Here is an 18,068-nt window from a genome sequence, read left to right on the forward strand (position 1 = left end):
CAACCGATGAGCAGCCAAGCGATGACCACAGCCGTTCTGCAGACCCGCACCGGACTCGCGCTCCGCGACGTCACCCTCACCTACCCCGACGGCGAGAGCCGGCTGACCGCCCTGGACAACGTCTCGCTGGAGGTCTCGCCGGGCGAGTTCACGGCGGTGGCCGGGCCGTCCGGCTCCGGCAAGTCCAGCCTGCTGGCGGTGGCCGCCACGCTGCTGCGCCCGGACAGCGGCGAGGTGCTGATAGACGGTCAGGACGCGGGGGCGCTGGGCGACCGCGAGCGCACCGCACTGCGCCGGGACCGCCTGGGCATCGTCTTCCAGCAGTCCAACCTGCTGGCCTCGCTGACGGCACTGGAGCAGCTGCTCGTCCTGGAGAACGTCCGCGGCGGACGGGTCCGCGAGGCCCGCGGGCGCGCCGAGGAGTTGCTCGGCTCGGTCGGCCTGACCGGCTCCAAACAGCAGCGCCGCCCGCACCAGCTCTCCGGCGGCGAACGCCAGCGGGTCAACATCGCCCGCGCGCTCTTCGGCCGCCCGTCCGTCCTCCTGGTGGACGAACCGACCTCGGCGCTGGACCACGAGCGCGGCAAACAGATCGTCGACCTCCTCGCCGAGGTCACCCGCACCCACCGGACAGCCACCGTGATGGTCACCCACGACCGCGAACTGCTGGGCCGCGTCGACACCGTGATGGAGATGCACGACGGCCGCCTGAGCGAGGCTACTTGACGGGCCCGAGCATGCTGTCGACGTCCATCGTCACGAGGGCGCCGATGCTCTCGGGCAGCTCGAACTGCTCCCCGGGGCGGTGGACGGTGTGCACCCGGTACTCGCCGTCCTTGGGCTCGGTGAGGACCATCACGCGGCGCTTGGTGCGGTCGACGATGACATAGACGGGGATTCCGGCGGTGGCGTAGGCCGCCGGCTTCGTCATGACATCGGTCTGGCGGTTGGAGGACGTGATCTCCAGAACGAGCCGGAAGACCGACGGGTCGTAGCAGTTGAACTCGGCGGGATGATCCTCGAAGTCGCTGTCGACGAGCGCTAGATCGGGAATCGCGTAGTCCGACGGCCCATCCGGGAGCCAGACTCCGATGGCCTGGATGACGTTCGTTTCCTCGTCGTCCAGACCGGCCGCCACCAACGGCCTCATGCAACGGGTGAGAGAACGGCCGTGCGGACCGTCAGCGGGGGGCGTCACGAGGATCTGGCTCCCGAGAATCTCAACTCGATAGCCTGCCAGCCGGTCGGAGATCAGATCAGCGGCTTCGAGCAACGTCAACTCGTCACTCGGCTGCTCGACGACCTCTTCACATGGCTGTTCACAGGGCTGCTCAAGTGCTGCGGCGGACACGGATTTCCTCCTGGCTGCCGATGTCGAGACCATCTTGAAGGACGCTACCGGCGCCCGTGACCAAATGCTCCCCGTTCACCCGGATGGACGCACCCCTCGCGCCGCGCGCCCGCTCAGCGGGCCCGCAGGCGCAGGGCCGACTTCTCCTCCGGGGGGAGCTCGCGGCCCTCGGCCCAGAGGGAGCGGATGTGGCCCAGGTGGCGGGACATGCAGGCCTCGGCCGCCTCCGCGTCGCCGGTGAGCATGATGTCCAGCAGCTCCAGGTGCTCCTCGGCGGAGGAGATCAGGTCGCCGCGCTCGTCCAGACGGGTCAGGCCGTAGAGGCGCGAGCGCTTGCGCAGGTCGCCGACCACCTCGACCAGCCGGGCGTTGCCGGCCAATGCGAGCAGGGTCAGGTGGAACTGCCGGTCGGCCTCCAGGTAACCGATCAGGTCGTGCTGCCCGGCGGCGGCCACGATCTCCTGGGCGACCGGGCGCAGCGCCTCCAGCTGCTCGGCGGTCGCGCTGCGGGTGACCCGGCCGACGGTGGGGACCTCGATCAGCGCGCGGATCTCGGTGAAGTCGTCGAGGTCGCGCTCGGTCACCTCGGTGACCCGGAACCCCTTGTTGCGGACGGCCTCGACCAGGCCCTCGCGGGCCAGGTCGAGCATCGCCTCGCGGACGGGGGTGGCCGAGACGCCGAAGTCGGCGGCGAGTGCGGGCGCGGAGTAGACGGCTCCGGGACGCAGCTCCCCCGAGATCAGCGCGGCACGCAGCGCGTGCGCGACCTGGTCGCGCAGGCGCTCCTGAACGGAAATAAGGGTGCGGGGCTTCGACTCGGTCACTGCGATCCTCCGAACGGTACGGAGCACCAGCGTACAATGTCACGTTTCTTTGATCATCCACCGCGACAACATTGAATCAGCTGAACCAGCGCCGGACCAGGGAGATTGGTGAATTCCGTCGACATCCTGACGGAACATCAGCAGATAGCAACAATACCGACCAGGCTGGATCGGAAATCAGGCCCGGATCGAGCGGCGATGCAGTTCGGCCGCCACCGCGAGGTCCTGCCAGGCCATACCGACACTCTTGAAAAAGCGCGGCCGATCCCTCGGTACCGGCGCCTTGCCGGTGACCAGCTCCGCGAGGTTGTGCCACTGCTCGGGGCCCGCCGTGGCGCCCTCGGCGAGCGCGAGCAGCAGATCGCCCGCCTCCCGCAGGGGCGACCGCGCGCGACTCCACGTAGCAGGCGGCCCGGCGCACCAGGGCGGAATCCGTCTCGCGGCCGGCCGGATCGTGCGAGCCGACCGCGGCCACAGCGGCGTGGTCGGGGAGCAGCCGGCCGTCGAAGAGCGGCTCGGCAGAGGTGGTGCAGCAGACCACCAGGTCGGCCCCCGCCACGGCGTCGGGCCCGCCGACCTCCGCCGCCAGGCCGCAGGAGCGGGCGTACGCGGCCAGCTCGCCGGCCGGTCCGGCCCGCCGGGCGACCACCGTGACGCGGCGCAGCGGGCGGATCGCCGCCAGCGCGTCCAGATGCCCGTACGCCTGCGGGCCGGCGCCGAAGAGCACCAGGCGCGCGGCGGACGGATCGGCCAGCGCGTCCAGGGCCACCGCCGTGACGGCGGGCGTGCGCAGCGCCGTCAGCGCGGCGCCGTCCAGCAGCGCGAGCGGCAGCAGCGTCGGGCCGTCCAGCAGCAGGTAGCTGCCGGTGATCCGGGGCAGGCCGCGCCCGGGGTTGGCGGGGGCGACCCCGGCGATCTTCACGCCCGCGTAGCCGGAGCCGGCGGCGGGCATCAGCAGCAGCTCACCGCCCGGCACGGGGACGTTGCTGCGCGCCGGGCAGGCCTCCGGGTCCAGACCGGCGCGCAGCGCGTCCGCGACGGCCACCGCGGCCTGCGCGGGTGTCAGGTCGACCTCGAGCCACGGCGCGGGCGAGCGGGTCACAGTAGGAACCCCGTGCCGAGCTCGTCGCGCGGATCGAGCTCGAAGCGGTGCGTGCCGGTGTGGTGGGCCTGCCCGGTGACCTCGGTCAGCACGCCCAGCGGGTGCCGGCCGGCCAGCCGACCTGTGAAGACGGTCCCGATCACCGACTCGTGGCGCAGCTCCTCCCCCGGTGCGAGCAGCCCGTCGGCGGCCAGCAGGGCGAGCCGGGCCGAGGTGCCCGAGCCGCACGGCGAGCGGTCGATCTGGCCGTCGGCGAAGACGGTCACATTGCGCTGGTTGAGGCCCGAGGCGGTGTCCGGCAGCTCCTGGTGGAAGATCACCCCGTACAGGTCGTAGCGCTCGACCAGCGCCGCGCGGATCTCGCGCCCGAGCGCGGTCAGCTCGGGCAGCGTGGCGAGCGAGACCGACTCCACCGCGACCGACTCCACCGCGAGCGAGGCGTAGCAGGCGCCGGAGTCGGCGAGGTCCACCTCGACCGTGCCGCGCGAGGTGGCGACGGCCAGCTTGCGGGCGACCACCGCGGTGGGGACGTTGCGGAAGGTCACCGCGGTGGTGCGGCCACCGGCGCGGTGCACCTGCGCGCTGACCCGTCCGGACGGCACGTCGATCCGAACCCGCGCCGTGCCGTCGTCGGGGGCCTCGACCAGCCCGCTGTCCACGGCCCAGGCGCCCAGCGCGATGGTGCCGTGGCCGCAGGCCGTCGAGTAGCCGTCCTTGTGCCAGAACAGCACGCCCAGGTGCGCCTCGCTGTCGTCCGGCGGCACCACGAAGCCGCCGTACATGCCCCCGTGGCCGCGCGGCTCGCGGGTGAGCAGCCGGCGGACGGTGTCCAGCCGGCTCGCCCGCGGCGCGGTGGCCGTGCCGCCGGCGCCGAGCGCGATGGCGCGGCGCTCGGCGACGGTGTCGCCGGGCACCGGCGGCAGGCCCGCGGTGACGATCCGGAACGGCTCGCCCGCCGTGTGGTAGTCGACGGTCTCCACCACCAGGGCCCGGTCAGCGCCGTCCACCGTCACTGCGGGTCTCCGGCCGGCAGCAGCGTCACGGTGCGGCTCGCGGTGTAGAAGTCGAGCGCGGCCTGCCCCTGCTCGCGCTCGCCGTACGAGGCCCCCTTCGCGCCGCCGAACGGCAGGTGGAAGTCGACGCCGCTGGAGGGCGCGTTGACCCGGATCATCCCGGCGTCCAGGCGGTCGGCGACGGCCAGCGCGGTGTCCAGGCTGCGGGTGTGCACCGAGGTGGCCAGCGTGTGCCGGGTGCCGTTGGCCAGCGCGATCGCCTCGTCCAGGTCGGCGGCGGCCAGCAGCACGGCGACCGGGCCGAAGAACTCCTCGGCCAGCAGCGGGTGTTGCTCCGGCACCTCGGTGAGCAGCGTCGGCTCGATGAACCAGCCCGCCAGCGCCGGGCGTTCGCCGCCCGCAAGGACGGTGGCACCGGCCGCCCGGGCGGAGTCGACGGCCGCGGTCAGCCGGGTCAGCGCGGCCTCGGACACCACCGGCCCGCAGACCGTGGCAGGATTCGCGGGGTCGCCGGGCGGGGTCGCGGCCAGGGCCTTGGCCAGCGCCTCGCGCAGCGGCTGGTAGGCCGCGCCGACGGCGATCACCTTGCTGGTGGCGGTGCACTTCTGGCCCGCGTAGCCGGCGATGGCCGCGGCCAGGTGCGCGGCCGCCTGCTCGATGTCGGCGTCCGGGAGCACCAACGCGGAGTTCAGCCCGCCGAGTTCGGCCTGCACCGGAATGCCCCGGGAGGTGGCGGCGGCGATCACGGCGGTGCCGGTGGCGGTGGAGCCGGTGAAGGAGACCACGTCGGCGGCCGACACCAGCGCGCCGCCCTCCTCCGCCCCGCCGGGCACCACGGTGAACACGCCCTCGGGCAGGCCCAGCAGTTCGGCCAGCCGCAGCGCGCAGGCGGTCGCCTCGGGCGCCGGCTTGAGCACCACGGTGTTGCCGGTGGCCAGCGCGGGCGCGGCCTTCCAGACCGGGATCGCCAGCGGGAAGTTCCACGGGGTGATCAACCCGGCCACCCCGTACGGGCGTCGGCGGGTCAGCAGCAGGCCGGGGCCGGCCGCCGGCTCGTGCACGGCTCCCGCCGCGGCGTAGGGCGCCTGGGCGTAGTAGCGCAGGATCGCGGCGGTGCGGGCGACCTCGCCGCGGGCCTCGGCGATCGGCTTGCCCACCTCGCGGACCGCGAGCGCGGCCAACTCGTCGGCGTGCGCCTCGACCGCGGCGGCGGCCCGGCCCAGCGCGGCCGAACGCGCCGCCGCGCCGGCCGCGAGCCACCCGCCCTGCGCGGCCCGGGCCCGCTCCACGGCGGCCTCGGTGCCGAACGCACCGGGGGTGGCCGCCTCGACGACCAGGTCGGTGGGGTCGGCGGGGTTGTACGAGGTGACGCTCATAGCAGGAATCCTCCGGGAAACGGGTCGCTCGGGTCGAGGAAGTACTGGGCGGTGCCGGTCAGCCAGGCGCGGCCGGTGACGGTGGGCACCACGGCGGGCAGGCCCGCCACGGTGGTCTCCTCGATGAGGCGACCGGTGAAGGTGGTGCCGATGAACGACTCGTTGACGAAGTCGCGGCCCAGCGGCAGTTCGCCGCGGGCGTGCAGCTGGGCCATCCGGGCCGAGGTGCCGGTGCCGCAGGGCGAGCGGTCGAACCAGCCGGGGTGGATGGCCATCGCGTGCCGCGAGTGCTCGGCGGTGGAGCCGGGGGCGAGCAGGTTGACGTGGTGGCAGCTGTGGAAGGACGGGTCCTCGGGGTGGACCGGGCGGTCGGCCTCGTTGATCGCGTCCATCATGGCCAGGCCGGCCTGCAGGATCTCCTGCTTGCGCGCGCGCTCGAACGGGATGCCGAACTCGGCCAGCGGCAGGATGGCGTAGAAGTTGCCGCCGTACGCCAGGTCGTAGCGGACGGTGCCGTAGCCGGGGACGTCGATCTTGCGGTCCAGGGCGACCGAGAAGGAGGCCACGTTGCGGATGGTGACCGCGGTGGCCGCGCCGTCCTCGACCCGCACCTCGGCGACCACCAGACCGGCGGGGGTGTCCAGGCGCACGGTGGTGACCGGCTCGACGACCGGCACCATGCCGGTCTCGACCAGCACCGTGGCCACCCCGATCGTGCCGTGCCCGCACATCGGCAGCAGGCCGGAGACCTCGATGAACAGCACGCCGTAGTCGGCGTCGGGGCGGGTGGGCGGCTGCAGGATCGCGCCGCTCATCGAGGCGTGGCCGCGCGGCTCGTACATCAGCAGCGTGCGGAACTGGTCCAGGTGCTGCTGGAAGTGCGTGCGGCGCTCGGCCATCGTGGCGCCGGGGATGACACCGAAGCCACCCGTGATCACCCGGGTGGGCATGCCCTCGGTGTGCGAGTCCACAGCGTGGAAGACGTGACGGGTGCGCATCGGTGACCCTTCATCAGAGGCCGGGCCGGCCCGACGGCCGGCCCGACTGCGGCTGAGCCGGTGTCTCATCCTGCGTCGGATCAGACCGCGGCGTTCGGTGCGGTGCATCGCAAGGCGGCGGGGCGCCCTCATAGCGGAGCTATTAGGGCGTTTCGCCAACGCGGCGAGGTGCCGTGCCGGGCGTCGCGGGCCCGGCGCAGGATGAGACACCGGCTCCTTATCGCAGGCCCTCGGCGAGGGCCTTCTCGGTGGCGGCGCGGACGGCGGCCTCGATCTCGGGGGCGAGCGGGCCGCGAGGGGCCCGGGTCGGGCCGCCGGGGCGCCCGGCCAGGTCCATCGAAAGCTTGATGGCCTGGACGAACTCGGTCTTGGAGTCCCAGCGCAGCAGCGAGTGCAGCGCCTTGTAGAGCGGCAGCGCGGTGCCCAGGTCGTGCGCGACGGCGGCCCGGTAGAGGGCGACCGAGGCCTGCGGCAGGGCGTTGGGGTAGCCGGCGATCCAGCCGACCGCGCCGGCCAGCGCCAGTTCGAGCAGCACGTCGTCGGCGCCGATCAGCAGGTCGAGGCCGGGGGCCAGCTCGGCGATCTGGTAGGCCCGGCGGACGTCGCCGCTGAACTCCTTGACCGCCACGATGCTGCCGTCGCCGTGCACGGCGGCCAGCAGCTCGGGGGTCAGGTCGACCCTGGTGTCGAACGGGTTGTTGTACGCCACGATCGGCAGCCCGACCTGCGCCACCTCGGCGTAGTGCGCGCGCACGGTGGCGGCGTCGGCCCGGTAGGCGTTCGGCGGGAGCAGCAGCACCGAGCCGGCGCCGGCCTCGGCGGCCTGCTCAGTCCAGCGGCGCGACTCGGCGCTGCCGTAGGCGGCGACCCCGGGCATCACCCGCGCGCCGTCGCCGGCCGCCTCGACCGCGGTGCGCACGACCTGGGCGCGCTCCTGGTCGGTGAGCGTCTGGTACTCGCCGAGCGAGCCGTTGGGGACCACACCGTCGCAGCCGGAGTCGATCAGCCAGCGGACGTGGTCGGCGTAGGCGTCGTAGTCCACGGAGTGGTCGGCGCGCAGCGGGAGTGCGGTGGCGACCATGATCCCGCGCCACGGACGGGTGGGGTCGTTCAGAGCGTTGGGCACGAGGATTCTCCTTGGTGAGGTGTGACATTTTATAGATAGGCGCCGTCCGGCGCAAGCACCATGCACGCGCCAATACGGCGGACGCCCAGACGGACGACCAGACAGACGACCGCAGCAGGGCGATCAGCCGTCCAGGGGCTCGGCCAACTCGCCCAGCAGTACCGGACAGGAGAGCGGCCGGCTGTCCGCACCGCGCTGCTGCCCGCCGCCGCAGAGCTCGGCCACCGCCGGACCGCACATCCGGCCCTGGCACCAGCCCATCCCGGCCCGGGTGAGCAGCTTGACGGTGCGCGCGTCGCTCGCGCCCAGCTCGTCCAGCGCCTCGCGAACGGCGGCCACCGGGACCTCCTCGCAGCGGCAGACCTCGGTCTCCGGCCGCAGCCAGGCGCTCCAGTCGAGGCCCGGGCGGTGCGCGGCGGCCATCAGCTCGGCGAACTCGCGCAGCCGCCGGCGGCGGCTGAGCAGCGACCGCGAGGGTGCCGCTCCGGCGATCGCCCGGGCCGCCAACTCGCCCTCCGCGATCGCCAGTTCGGCCCCGCCGACACCGCAGGTCTCGCCCGCTGCCCAGAGCCCGGGCAGGCTGGTGCGCTGGCGGCGGTCGACCCGCAGCGCGACGGTTCCGTCGGGGACGGTACGGGTCGCCGCGCCCAGCTCGGTGGCCAACTCGATCTGCGGGACCAGGCCGTGGCCGACCGCCAGCGCGTCGCAGGCGATCCGGCGCTCGGTGCCGGGCACCGGACGCCAGCGGGCGTCAAGGCGGGCCACCGTCACACCGGTCACCCGGTCCGTCCCGTGCGCCTCGACCACGGCGCTGCTCCGGTGCAGCCGCACACCGTGGCGGGCCAGCGCCGCGCCGTGCACCGCGCCCTCCACCAGCTTGCCAGGGACTGCGCCCAGCACCCCGGGGCGGCGGGCGTAGCCGAGGTAGTCGCCCGCCTCCAGCACCGCGGGGACCTCGGCCCCGGCGGCGGCCAGCGAGACGGCGGCGGCCAGCAGCAGCGGGCCGCTGCCGGCCACGACCACCCGGCGTCCGGGCAGCACCAGCCCTGCCTTGAGCATCGCCTGCGCGCCGCCCGCGGTGACCACACCCGGCAGCGTCCAGCCGGGGAACGGCAGTTGCCGCTCGTAGGCGCCGGTGGCCAGCAGCACGGCGCGCGCGCCGATCACCGCGCTCCCCGAGGAGTCGGCGCCGGTCGCGGCGTGCAGTCGCCACTCGGCGCCCGCCTCGGCCGTCCACACGTGGTGGTGCACCAGGTGGACGATCCGACCCGCCGCGACGTGCTCGGCCAACCGCTCGGCCAGGCCGGTGAAGACCGACCAGTGGTGGTGCAGCCGGTCGGGACGGGCGGCGCCCAGCTCGGGGGCGGGGTGGCGGTAGTACTGGCCGCCGGCTCGGGCACCGGCGTCCAGCAGCACGCAGCGCAGACCGCGGTCGGCGGCGGCCACCACGCCGGCCAGCCCGGCCGGCCCGGCTCCGATCACCGCCAGGTCGTACGGGGGGTGCAGCAGCCGGCGCGGGCGCCCGGACGACACGGCGGACTCAGACGGCGAGGCGGGCTCAGACGGCGAGGCGGACTCAGACGGCGAGGTCGGCATGGCCGTGGCCCTCCTGGGTGGTAACGAGGTCGCCCGGCTCGGCGGGCAGCAGGCAGGTGCGCTGGTTGGGGCGCCCGTTGACGGTGGCCAGGCAGTCGAAGCAGGCGCCGATCCCGCAGAACGCACCGCGCGGACGGCCCCCCACCCGGGTGGTGCGCCAGGCCAGGATGCCGTGCGCCCAGAGCGCGGCGGCGATGCTCTGGCCCGCCAGCGCGGGCACCGGACGGCCGTCGAACTCGATGGTGTGGGCCGGGCCGGGGTCTGCCTCGACCAGTGCGGCGGGGGTGCGACGCATGCGGCTGATCCGTTCTGCGGGGCGGGTTGCGGGGGGGTGGAACTCAGAGTCGGCCGGACTGCAATCGGTCGGACGGTGGCCGGCCGGCCTCAGGCCGGGAAGCGGTCGGGCCGGAACGGGGCGAGGTCCAGCTCGGTCCGCTCACCGGTCAGCTGCCGGGCGATCAGCAGACCGGTGGCGGGGGCCAGGCCGATCCCGGCGCCCTCGTGGCCGCAGGCGTGGTAGAGGCCCGGCGCCCGCGGGTCGGCGCCGATCGCCGGCAGGTGGTCGGGCAGGTAGGGGCGAAAGCCCCGGTAGGCGCGCAGCACCCGGACGTCGGCCAGCACCGGGAAGAGCTCGGCGGCCTGCGCGGCCAGCCGCTGCAGCACCAGCGGCGACAGCGTCCGGTCGAAGCCGACCCGCTCGCGGCTGGCACCGATCAGCACCGGGCCGGACGGGGTGCCCTCGACCACGCCCGAGGTCTGCAGGGCGGCCGAACCGCTGGCCACGTCGGCCACGTAGTCGGCGGCGTAGACCTTGTGCCGCACCACCCGTGGCAGCGGCTCGGTGACCAGCACGAAGCCGCGCCGGGGCAGCACCGGCAGCGCCACCCCGGCCAGCGCCGCGAGCTCGCCGCCCCAGGTGCCGGCCGCGTTGACCACCGCGCCGGCCGGCAGCTCGCGCCGGGGCGTCCGGACGCCGCCGACCGCGCCGGCCGACCCGGTCAGCAGCCCGGTGACGGCCTCGCCCAGGTAGAGCCGGGCGCCGCGCCGGCGGGCGGCGCGCAGCAGGTGGGCAGCGGCCAGGGCCGGCTGGACCTGGGCGTCCTGCGGGTACAGGAAGCCGCCGGCCAGCCCGGGGGCCAGGTGCGGCTCCAGCTCGTGCAGCCGGGCGCCCGGCACCTCCTCGGCCTGCACGCCGGCCGCGGCCTGCTTGGCCGCGAAGGCCCGCAGGGCGTCCTGGCGCGCGGGGTCGGAGGCGACCACAAGACCGCCCTTGGCCTCGTACTCGACGGCTGCGGGCAGCTCCTGGGCCAGCCCGCTCCAGAGCCGGGCCGAGAGCAGCGCGAGGTCCAGCTCGGGGCCGGGCTCCTTGTCGGAGAGCAGCAGGTTGCCCTCGCCGGCGCCGGTGGTGCCGCCGGCGACCGGGCCTCGGTCGACAACGGCGACCGACAGGCCGGCCTCGGCTGCGTAGTACGCGCAGGCGGCGCCGACAACGCCGGCGCCGATCACCACGACGTCGTGGGATGGTCTCGTGAGCACCTCAGTAATATGTCACATTGCCTTTAGGCTGCCAAGACGACGCCCGCGGTTCGGCAAAAGGACCGCAAAAGGCCCCGGCCCCCTCGCACGCGTGCGAGGGGGCCGGGGCCTTTTCAGCACCAGGATCAGGTGATGTCGTCGTCCACGCTCTCACCGCGCGCGCCCGGCACCGAGGCCAGCGGCGCGGCCGAAGCCTCGACCGCCTGCACCCCGCCGACCTGCTCGACGCTCAGGTCCAGGTGCGAGGCCTCCTCGTCACCCAGGTCCGCGTCCGGGTTGCGGCGCTTGCGGCGCCGGTCGTTGAGCAGCGAGATGCCGACCGCGAGGAAGAAGAGGATCCAGATCGGCGAGGCCAGCGCGAGCATGCTGACCGGGTCGGCGCTCGGTGTGGCGAACGCCGCGAAGACCGTGATGCCCATCACCATGCCGCGCCACCAGCCGAGCATCCGCTTGCCGGAGAGCGCCCCGGCGAAGTTCAGCATCACCAGGATCAGCGGGAACTCGAAGGCCGCACCGAACACCAGGACCATCCTGGTCGCGATGTTCAGGTAGTCCTCGGTGGGCAGGATCTGCTGCGCCCCGATCGGGGTGAAGGAGCCCAGCACCCGGATCGTGGTCGGCATCAGCATGTACGCGCAGCCAGCGCCGGCCAGGAAGAGCGGCGTGCCCGCGGCCAGGAAGCCCAGCGAGTAGCGCCGCTCGTTGCGGTGCAGACCCGGCGAGATGAAGGCCCAGAGCTGGTAGAGCCAGACCGGCACTGCGGCCACCAGGCCCGCCGTCACGCAGACCTTCAGGGTGAGCGCGAACGGCGCCGTCACACCGATGACCGCGACCTCGGCGCAGTGGCCGTGGTAGTTGGGGTCGAGCCGCTGGGCCGGGGTGCAGGCCGGCAGCGGCTCCATCAGGAAGTGCAGCAGCTGCTTGCTGAAGAACGCCGCGACGATCGTGCACACCACGATCGCCAGCACCGACTTGACCAGCCGGTTCCGCAGTTCGCGGAGGTGATCCCCGAGGGACATCCGTCCGTCAGGATCCTTGGGCGGTTTGGAAGACTTGCTCAACCCCGGTCCTCAACTCGTGCGTCGTGGCCCGCCGGACGGCGGACCACGGTGCGGCCGACCGCTCAGCGCGGGCCGGGTGGGCTTCTGCTCGGTGACCGGCCGCGCGGTGGAGGCATCACCGGGTGCGGCCTTGATGGTCCTGGTCGTCTCGGCCCCGGCCCCGGCGGCCTGCGCCGCCGGCGGGGCGACGTCCGTGCGCAGCGCCTTGGTCTCGCTCTTGAGGATGCGCAGGGACTCGCCCAGCGACCTGGCCAGCTGGGGCAACCGCTTCGCACCGAAGAGCACGGTGACCATCCCGGCGATCAGGAGGAACTCCACGATCCTGCCCATGGGCGAAGCCTTCCTGAACGAGAGCGGTACCCGGCCCTGACCACGGGCGGACGGGACGACGTGGCCGCGGGTACACCGGACCACCGTGAGAGCCTAACCCGCGCGCAGGAGCCGAACGAGCCCCCCGGCATACACCAGCAGGTGAAGTTTGGGAGCGACGAACCGCGCTCGCTCAGCCCTGGACGGTCCCGGCCAGCTCGGTGCAGGCCTCGGTGAGCGTGCGGGCCGCGGTGTCCACCTCACGCGACAGCACCCGGACATCCAGCCACAGCCGCATCCCGAGCACCCCCAGCACCAGCAGCCCCACGGTCCCGAGCCCGACGACCGCCACAATGGTCCACGGCATGACGGCCGCCTCCTCTTCCTCCGGTGACGCTTATCCCTCGACCGGGACGAGCCGCATGGTGCTCACCCCGGCGCCGGTCAGCGCCGCGACGATCTTCTCACCGGCGGGCTTGCGCACCGCCGCACCGCAGACCGGGCAGCTGAAGCTGTAGAAGGTCCGCTCCTTGGTCCGCCCCAGCGCCAGCCGGAACTCCGAGGCCGCCAGCTCGACCTTCTCCCGGCACTGCGAGCAGTAGACCTTGAACCTGGTCTCCTCGCCCTCCACGTCAGTGCGTCCCACCCTGGTAGCCCGCCAGCGCGGCCAGCGCCGCCTCACGGGCCTGCTCCGCCAGCGGGGCCGGCGAAACGATCCGCCCGTCCCGGCCCAGGCGCAGTGCCAGGGTGCGCAGGCCCGAGGGATCGGAGCTGCGCAGGGTGATCCGCAAGCCCCCGTCGGGCAGTTCCTCGGCCACGTCGTGGGTGTAGTACTCGGCCACCCAGCGACCGCCGGCGCCGACCTCGACGACCACCTCGGGGTCGTCCGCGCCCGGGTTCACCAGGCCCTGCGAGAGGTCGCGCGGCTCCAGACGCGGCGGGCGGGCGGGCTCGTCCAGCAGCTTGACCTCGGCCACGCGGTCGAGCCGGAAGAGCCGGCGGTCCTCCGAGGTCCGGCACCAGCCCTCCAGGTAGGTGTGGCCCTCGGTCACCAGGCGGATCGGGTCCACCTCGCGCTCGGTCATGCCACCGCGCCCGTGCGAGTAGTAGCGCAGCCAGATCAGCCGGCCCTCGGAGAGCGCGCGGTCGATGTCGGCGAAGACCTGGCCCTCGGCCTCGAAGGTCACCCCGACCCGGGCGCTGCCCTCGGCGCTCTCCCCCGCCGCGTTCTCGATCTTGGCGACGGCGCGGGTGAGCGCCTCGCGGTCACGGGCGCGCAGGCCCGGCAGCCCGGCCACCGCGCGGGCGGCCACCAGCAGCGCCGTCGCCTCGTCGGCGGCCAGCCGCAGCGGCTGGGCCACATCGTCGACGTTGTGCCACCAGATCCGCTCGCCGTCGGTGTCGATGTCCAGCAGGTCGCCGCCGCGGAAGCTGGTGCCGCACATCGGCAGCACGTTCAGGTCCGCGATCAGCTCGCGCTCGGTGATCCCGAACGCCCGGGCCACCTCGGCGACCTCGGCGCCGGGGCGCTCGCGCAGATAGGTGACCAGCGAGAGCATCCGGCGGGTCTGGTCGATGGCGTTGCTCACCGGGAGGCTCCTTCGGAGGCTGCTGCTTCGGCGGGCAGGCCGGCCACCGCGCGCAGCCGGTCGATGACGTCGGCCCGCAGGTCGTCCGGCTCCAGGACGACCAGGTCCGGCCCGAACTCGGCGAGGTCGGCGCCCAGCCCGTGGCCGTAGGGGATCTCCAACTCGTCCCAGACCGCGTCGACCTGACGGGTCGCCAGCGCCTTGGCCCGCAGCGGGAAGCCCGCACCGCGGCGCAGCCGCACGGTGGCGGTGGTGGTGGCGCCCTCACCGGCGAAGGTGGCGACGTGGGCCCGGACGTCCACGTGCTCGGGGATCGGCGCGGAGAAGGCGGCCGAGCGCGAGCGGACCTTGCCGGTGATCCGGCTGAGCCGGAAGACCCGGACGGCCGCGCGGTCGCGGTCCCAGCCGGCCAGGTACCAGTGGCCGCGCCAGCACTCCAGCGCCCACGGCTCGACCGAGCGCGCCTCGACGACCGCGGACCCGGACTTGCGGTACTCGAAACCGACCGGCCGGCGATCCCGGGCGGCCAGCAGCAGCGGCTCGAAGGCGGCCTCGCGGGCCGGGATCCGCGGCTCCAGCGCGGTACGGCCCTCGGCGACGTCCTCGGTGAACGGCACGCCCGCCGCACGCAGCTTCTGCAGCGCGCCGCTGGCGGCACCCGAGAGGCGGGCCTGGTGCCAGACCTTGGCGGCCAGGCTCAGCGCGGCCGCCTCCTCGGCGTCCAGCGCGATCTCCGGCAGCCGGTTGCGGTCGGCGCGGGCCAGGTAGCCGATCTCGCCGTCCGCGGTGTTCTCGTCGACGTCGATGACCAGGCCCAGCTCGCGCAGGTCGTCCTTGTCGCGCTCGAACATCCGGTTGAAGGCGTCCTCGCTGCCGTGCTGCCAGGCCTCCCGGTAGGCCTCGATGGACTCCCGAAGCTCTCGTTTGGAGAGCGGGCGTTTGGTGTTCATCAGGCACAGGGCGAGGTTCATCAGCCGCTCTGCCTTGGCGATCGCCATCGTGACCCTTCCGGTGTGCCGCGCTGTGCGCGGACCGCTCCACCGGGAATCTTGAACCCGGCGACCCGACCGTACCGGTACGGGCACATCCGGCGAAAGCCGAGGCCGCCGCACCCCGGTCCTCCGGGGTGCGACGGCCTCACGAGCAGCGTCAGACGCTGATCAGGTCGACCACGAAGATCAGGGTCGAACCGGCCGGGATCAGCGGGGTCGGCGACTGGTTGCCGTAGGCCTTGTTGGCCGGGATGATCAGCTCGCGCCGACCGCCCACCTTCATCCCGACGACACCCTCGTCCCAACCCTTGATGACCCGGCCGCCACCGAGCGGGAAGCGGAAGGTCGAGTTGCGGTTCCAGCTGGCGTCGAACTCCTCGCCGGTGCTGAAGGTGACACCCACGTAGTGCACCTCGACGTTCGCGCCGGGCTTGGCCTCGGCGCCGTCGCCCACCACGATGTCGCGGATCTGCAGCTCGGCCGGCGCCTCGCCACCCGGGAAATCGATCTCCGGCTTCGTCTTCTGGCTCACAACTGCCTCTTCTCCTCGGCCGCCTGACGCGGCCTCCATCAGTACACAGCACGGCGGCGGACCACCGCACCGTGCCTCCGTGAGGAACCACCGTACGGCCGTCCGCCGCCCATGCAGATCAGGCCCGGCCTGGCGGGTCGCCCCGACGGCCGGTCACCCCAATAGTGTCATTAGGAGCTGGCCGAGCCCACTCCGGCATCCAGAATGTCGATCACGAACACCAGCGAGGCGTTGGCCGGGATCCCGCTGCCGGCCGGCGGCTGGTCCTTGTAGGCCAGCGAGGCCGGGATCACCAACTCGATCCGGCTGCCGACGTTCTGGCCGACGACACCCTGGTCCCAACCGGGGATGACGGTGCCACCGCCGGTGACGAAGCTGAACGCCTGCTTCTTGCTGAGCGAGGAGTCGAACTCCTTGCCGTCCTTGAGCGTCACCCCGGTGTACTGGACGACGACCTTCTCGCCGGTGGCGACCTTGGGGCCCTTGCCCGGGATCAGCACTGCGGTCTTCAGCGCGGTCGGGTCGGTCACGCCGGCCGGCGGGGTGATGGTGTCCGGCTTGCCCGGGTTCTCCTTCACCTGCGGGAAGTCGGCCGGCGGCTCGGTCACGTCACCGCTGACCCGGGCGTCGGGCGCGTTGACCCGCTCGACGTCGATCACCATCACCAGGGTGTCCTTGGGGCCGAGGCCCAGGCTCTGGTTGCCCTGGTCGCCGAAGGCGGCCGCCGGAGGTGCGATCACCAGCAGCCGGCTGCCGGCCTTGTGGCCCACCACGCTGGCGTCCAGCGCCGGGATCAGCTGACCCAGGCCCGCCTGGAAGATCTGCGGCTGACCCTGGTCGTAGGAGCCGGGGATGTCCTTGCCGGTGGTCCAGTCCTTCAGGGTGAAGTCCGCGCTGACCCAGGAGCCCTTGCCGGCCTTGGCGCCGTCGCCCTCGGTGAGCGGCTTCACCACGAAGCTGCCGTCCGGGGACTGGCCGGCCGGCAGCGTGATGGTCGCCTTCTTGCCGACGTCACCGGTGACCGTCGGCAGCACCTTGGCGTCCGTCTTGATCGGCGGGACGGGCGGCGCGCTGGGCGAGGCCGGCGCGCTGGGGGCCGCCGTGGCGCTGTCCGCCGCCGAGCTGCTCGAAGTCGGCTTGTTGATCTCGTAGAGCGCGATGCCGCTGCCCACCAGCAGGACGGCGAGCACGGTGCCGAGCACCGCGCCGAGCCGGCCCACCCCGGGCGCCTTGTCGTAGTCCGCCTCGGACTGCTGCACCTTGCGCACCGTGGAGGCGAAGACCTGCGGGGCCTCTTCCTTGGGCGTGCCGGGAGCGGCCGGCACTTCCTGACCGGGCTGGGCCCAGCCCGCCTGCTGCTTGAGAATCGACGGCGGAATCACGATCGACTCCCCGTCGCCCGGCAGCGGACCCCCGGGCCGCGGGGCCGCCGGGTCAGCGACCGCGCCGCTCGCGGTGTCGGCCTCGCCCGGTCCCGACGCATTCTCAGCCATGACTCCCCATCCTCGCGATCAGATCCCTCGCCACTGTGCGAATCGGCAGCAGTATGTCAGTTCAGCATGAGGGCAGGCTCTCATTGGGTGTCCATGACACCCAATGAGAGCCTGCCCTACCGATTGACTACACAGCTTCCAGGATGTCGATCACAAAAACCAGCGTGGAGTTGGCCGGGATCGAGGACTGCGCCTTGTCCCCGTAGCCGAGCGAGGGCGGAATCGTCAGCAGCACCCGGCTCCCGACGGTCTGCCCGACCAGCCCCTTGTCCCAGCCCGCGATCACACTGCCGGTCCCGACCTGCAGCGCCTGCGCGCCGCCGTGCGTCCAGGACGAGTCGAACTGCTGGCCGTTGCTCCACAGCACCCCGGTGTACTGCACCACCAGCGTCTGCCCGGCCTGCACCGGCTTGCCGTCGCCCTTGATCAGCACCGAGGTCTGCAGATCGGCCGGCGCCGGCTGCCCCGCGGGGATGGTGATCGTCGGGGCGGCCTTGCCGTTGTCCTTGACCTGCGGGGAGGTCGGCGGGGCCTGGGTCATCGTGCCGGTCACCGCGGCGTCCTGCGGCACGTCCTCCATGACGTCCAGCACGAACACCACGGTGTCACTGGCACCCACCCCGAGCGCGGTGTTGCCCGTGCTGCCGAAGCCCGCCGCCGGCGGCGCCACCACCAGCACCCGGCTGCCCACCTTCCTGCCCACCACGCTCTGGTCGAAGGCCGGCACCAGCTGCCCGTTGCCCGCCTGGTAGAGCTGCGGCTTGGAGCCCGCATCGTACGAGCTCGGCACGTCCTTGCCGGTCGTCCAGTCCTTCGCGGTGTAGTTGACCGTCACCCAGTCGCCCTTGTTCACGGTGGCGCCGTCGCCGTCCGTCACCGTGCTGACCACGAACTGGCCGCTCGGCTGCCCGGGCGGGATGGTGATGGTCGCCTTCTTGCCGAAATCCCCGGCCACCGTGGGCATCGGGGACGCCGACCCCACCGGGCTGGGGACGGCCGGAGCGGAGCTGCTCGGCGCCGCGGACGGGCCGCTCTTCACGGGTGTGCTGCTGCTGCACGCCACGAGCGCCAGCATGGGCAGGGCTACGAGCAGCCCGGCGATCCGTCGCACGGTGTTCCTCACTGTCGGTCAAGTCAGTCCGGACACAACGGTCCAGCGAACTCGACCAC

Annotated in this window: 20 protein-coding genes; 1 reads left to right on the forward strand and 19 read right to left on the reverse strand. The window is 73.3% G+C overall.

Annotation, left to right across the window (positions count from 1 at the left end; genetic code table 11):
- Positions 1–21: 21 nt before the first annotated feature.
- Complete coding sequence (locus tag P3T34_RS08770; RefSeq protein ID WP_280665440.1) at positions 22–726, forward strand: ABC transporter ATP-binding protein; 705 nt, start codon at positions 22–24, stop codon at positions 724–726.
- On the opposite strand, the gene P3T34_RS08775 is transcribed toward P3T34_RS08770, so the two are convergent.
- The 19 genes from P3T34_RS08775 to P3T34_RS08865 all read right to left on the reverse strand — a co-directional run bounded on the left by P3T34_RS08775 (position 719) and on the right by P3T34_RS08865 (position 18,009).
- Positions 719–1,351, reverse strand: a complete 633-nt coding sequence (locus tag P3T34_RS08775) for a Uma2 family endonuclease (protein WP_280665441.1) — start codon at positions 1,349–1,351, stop codon at positions 719–721. The genes P3T34_RS08770 and P3T34_RS08775 overlap by 8 nt on opposite strands.
- A 113-nt stretch (positions 1,352–1,464) precedes the next feature.
- Positions 1,465–2,175: a GntR family transcriptional regulator gene (locus P3T34_RS08780; protein ID WP_280665442.1), complete on the reverse strand. Its 711-nt coding sequence runs from the start codon at positions 2,173–2,175 to the stop codon at positions 1,465–1,467.
- Between the two features lie 76 nt (positions 2,176–2,251).
- Entirely contained in the window at positions 2,252–3,277 is a 1,026-nt protein-coding gene (locus P3T34_RS08785; protein WP_348534642.1) for an ornithine cyclodeaminase family protein, read from the reverse strand.
- On the reverse strand, positions 3,274–4,290 hold the full coding sequence (locus P3T34_RS08790; protein ID WP_280665443.1) for a proline racemase family protein: 1,017 nt from the start codon (positions 4,288–4,290) through the stop codon (positions 3,274–3,276). The genes P3T34_RS08785 and P3T34_RS08790 overlap by 4 nt, the downstream gene beginning before the upstream one ends.
- Positions 4,287–5,666, reverse strand: a complete 1,380-nt coding sequence (locus P3T34_RS08795) for an aldehyde dehydrogenase family protein (protein WP_280665444.1) — start codon at positions 5,664–5,666, stop codon at positions 4,287–4,289. The genes P3T34_RS08790 and P3T34_RS08795 overlap by 4 nt, the downstream gene beginning before the upstream one ends.
- Entirely contained in the window at positions 5,663–6,664 is a 1,002-nt protein-coding gene (locus tag P3T34_RS08800; protein ID WP_280665445.1) for a proline racemase family protein, read from the reverse strand. Before P3T34_RS08800 ends, P3T34_RS08795 begins: the two co-directional genes overlap by 4 nt.
- A 217-nt stretch (positions 6,665–6,881) precedes the next feature.
- A complete protein-coding gene (locus tag P3T34_RS08805; RefSeq protein WP_280671907.1) occupies positions 6,882–7,745 on the reverse strand; it encodes a dihydrodipicolinate synthase family protein in 864 nt (287 codons plus the stop codon).
- A gap of 168 nt (positions 7,746–7,913) precedes the next feature.
- A complete protein-coding gene (locus P3T34_RS08810) occupies positions 7,914–9,323 on the reverse strand; it encodes an NAD(P)/FAD-dependent oxidoreductase (protein ID WP_280665446.1) in 1,410 nt (469 codons plus the stop codon).
- 43 nt (positions 9,324–9,366) lie between these two features.
- Positions 9,367–9,681: a (2Fe-2S)-binding protein gene (locus P3T34_RS08815; RefSeq protein ID WP_280665447.1), complete on the reverse strand. Its 315-nt coding sequence runs from the start codon at positions 9,679–9,681 to the stop codon at positions 9,367–9,369.
- A gap of 89 nt (positions 9,682–9,770) precedes the next feature.
- The gene (locus P3T34_RS08820) at positions 9,771–10,922 is read right to left on the reverse strand and encodes an FAD-binding oxidoreductase (protein ID WP_280665448.1); all 1,152 of its coding nucleotides are present in this window, start codon (positions 10,920–10,922) and stop codon (positions 9,771–9,773) included.
- A gap of 125 nt (positions 10,923–11,047) precedes the next feature.
- Positions 11,048–11,941 carry a twin-arginine translocase subunit TatC gene (gene tatC / locus P3T34_RS08825; RefSeq protein ID WP_280665449.1) on the reverse strand — a complete coding sequence of 298 codons (894 nt, stop codon included), beginning with the start codon at positions 11,939–11,941 and terminating at the stop codon, positions 11,048–11,050.
- A 51-nt stretch (positions 11,942–11,992) separates the two neighbouring features.
- Positions 11,993–12,313, reverse strand: coding sequence for a twin-arginine translocase TatA/TatE family subunit (locus P3T34_RS08830; protein ID WP_280665450.1), 321 nt, complete (start codon positions 12,311–12,313; stop codon positions 11,993–11,995).
- Between the two features lie 172 nt (positions 12,314–12,485).
- The gene (locus tag P3T34_RS08835) at positions 12,486–12,659 is read right to left on the reverse strand and encodes a hypothetical protein (RefSeq protein WP_280665451.1); all 174 of its coding nucleotides are present in this window, start codon (positions 12,657–12,659) and stop codon (positions 12,486–12,488) included.
- Between the two features lie 30 nt (positions 12,660–12,689).
- Positions 12,690–12,938 (reverse strand): hypothetical protein, encoded by a 249-nt coding sequence (locus tag P3T34_RS08840; RefSeq protein WP_280665452.1) that lies wholly within the window; start codon positions 12,936–12,938, stop codon positions 12,690–12,692.
- Positions 12,925–13,851, reverse strand: coding sequence for a WYL domain-containing protein (locus P3T34_RS08845; protein WP_280671909.1), 927 nt, complete (start codon positions 13,849–13,851; stop codon positions 12,925–12,927). Before P3T34_RS08845 ends, P3T34_RS08840 begins: the two co-directional genes overlap by 14 nt.
- 26 nt (positions 13,852–13,877) lie before the next feature.
- Positions 13,878–14,879, reverse strand: a complete 1,002-nt coding sequence (locus P3T34_RS08850) for a WYL domain-containing protein (protein ID WP_280665453.1) — start codon at positions 14,877–14,879, stop codon at positions 13,878–13,880.
- Positions 14,880–15,030: 151 nt separating this feature from the next.
- On the reverse strand, positions 15,031–15,444 hold the full coding sequence (locus P3T34_RS08855) for an FKBP-type peptidyl-prolyl cis-trans isomerase (protein WP_280665454.1): 414 nt from the start codon (positions 15,442–15,444) through the stop codon (positions 15,031–15,033).
- 131 nt (positions 15,445–15,575) lie between these two features.
- Complete coding sequence (locus P3T34_RS08860) at positions 15,576–16,898, reverse strand: FKBP-type peptidyl-prolyl cis-trans isomerase (RefSeq protein WP_280665455.1); 1,323 nt, start codon at positions 16,896–16,898, stop codon at positions 15,576–15,578.
- Positions 16,899–17,025: 127 nt separating this feature from the next.
- Positions 17,026–18,009 carry an FKBP-type peptidyl-prolyl cis-trans isomerase gene (locus tag P3T34_RS08865; protein ID WP_280665456.1) on the reverse strand — a complete coding sequence of 328 codons (984 nt, stop codon included), beginning with the start codon at positions 18,007–18,009 and terminating at the stop codon, positions 17,026–17,028.
- Positions 18,010–18,068 lie beyond the last annotated feature (59 nt).

This window comes from Kitasatospora sp. MAP12-44, from assembly GCF_029892095.1.
Lineage (GTDB): Bacteria > Actinomycetota > Actinomycetes > Streptomycetales > Streptomycetaceae > Kitasatospora.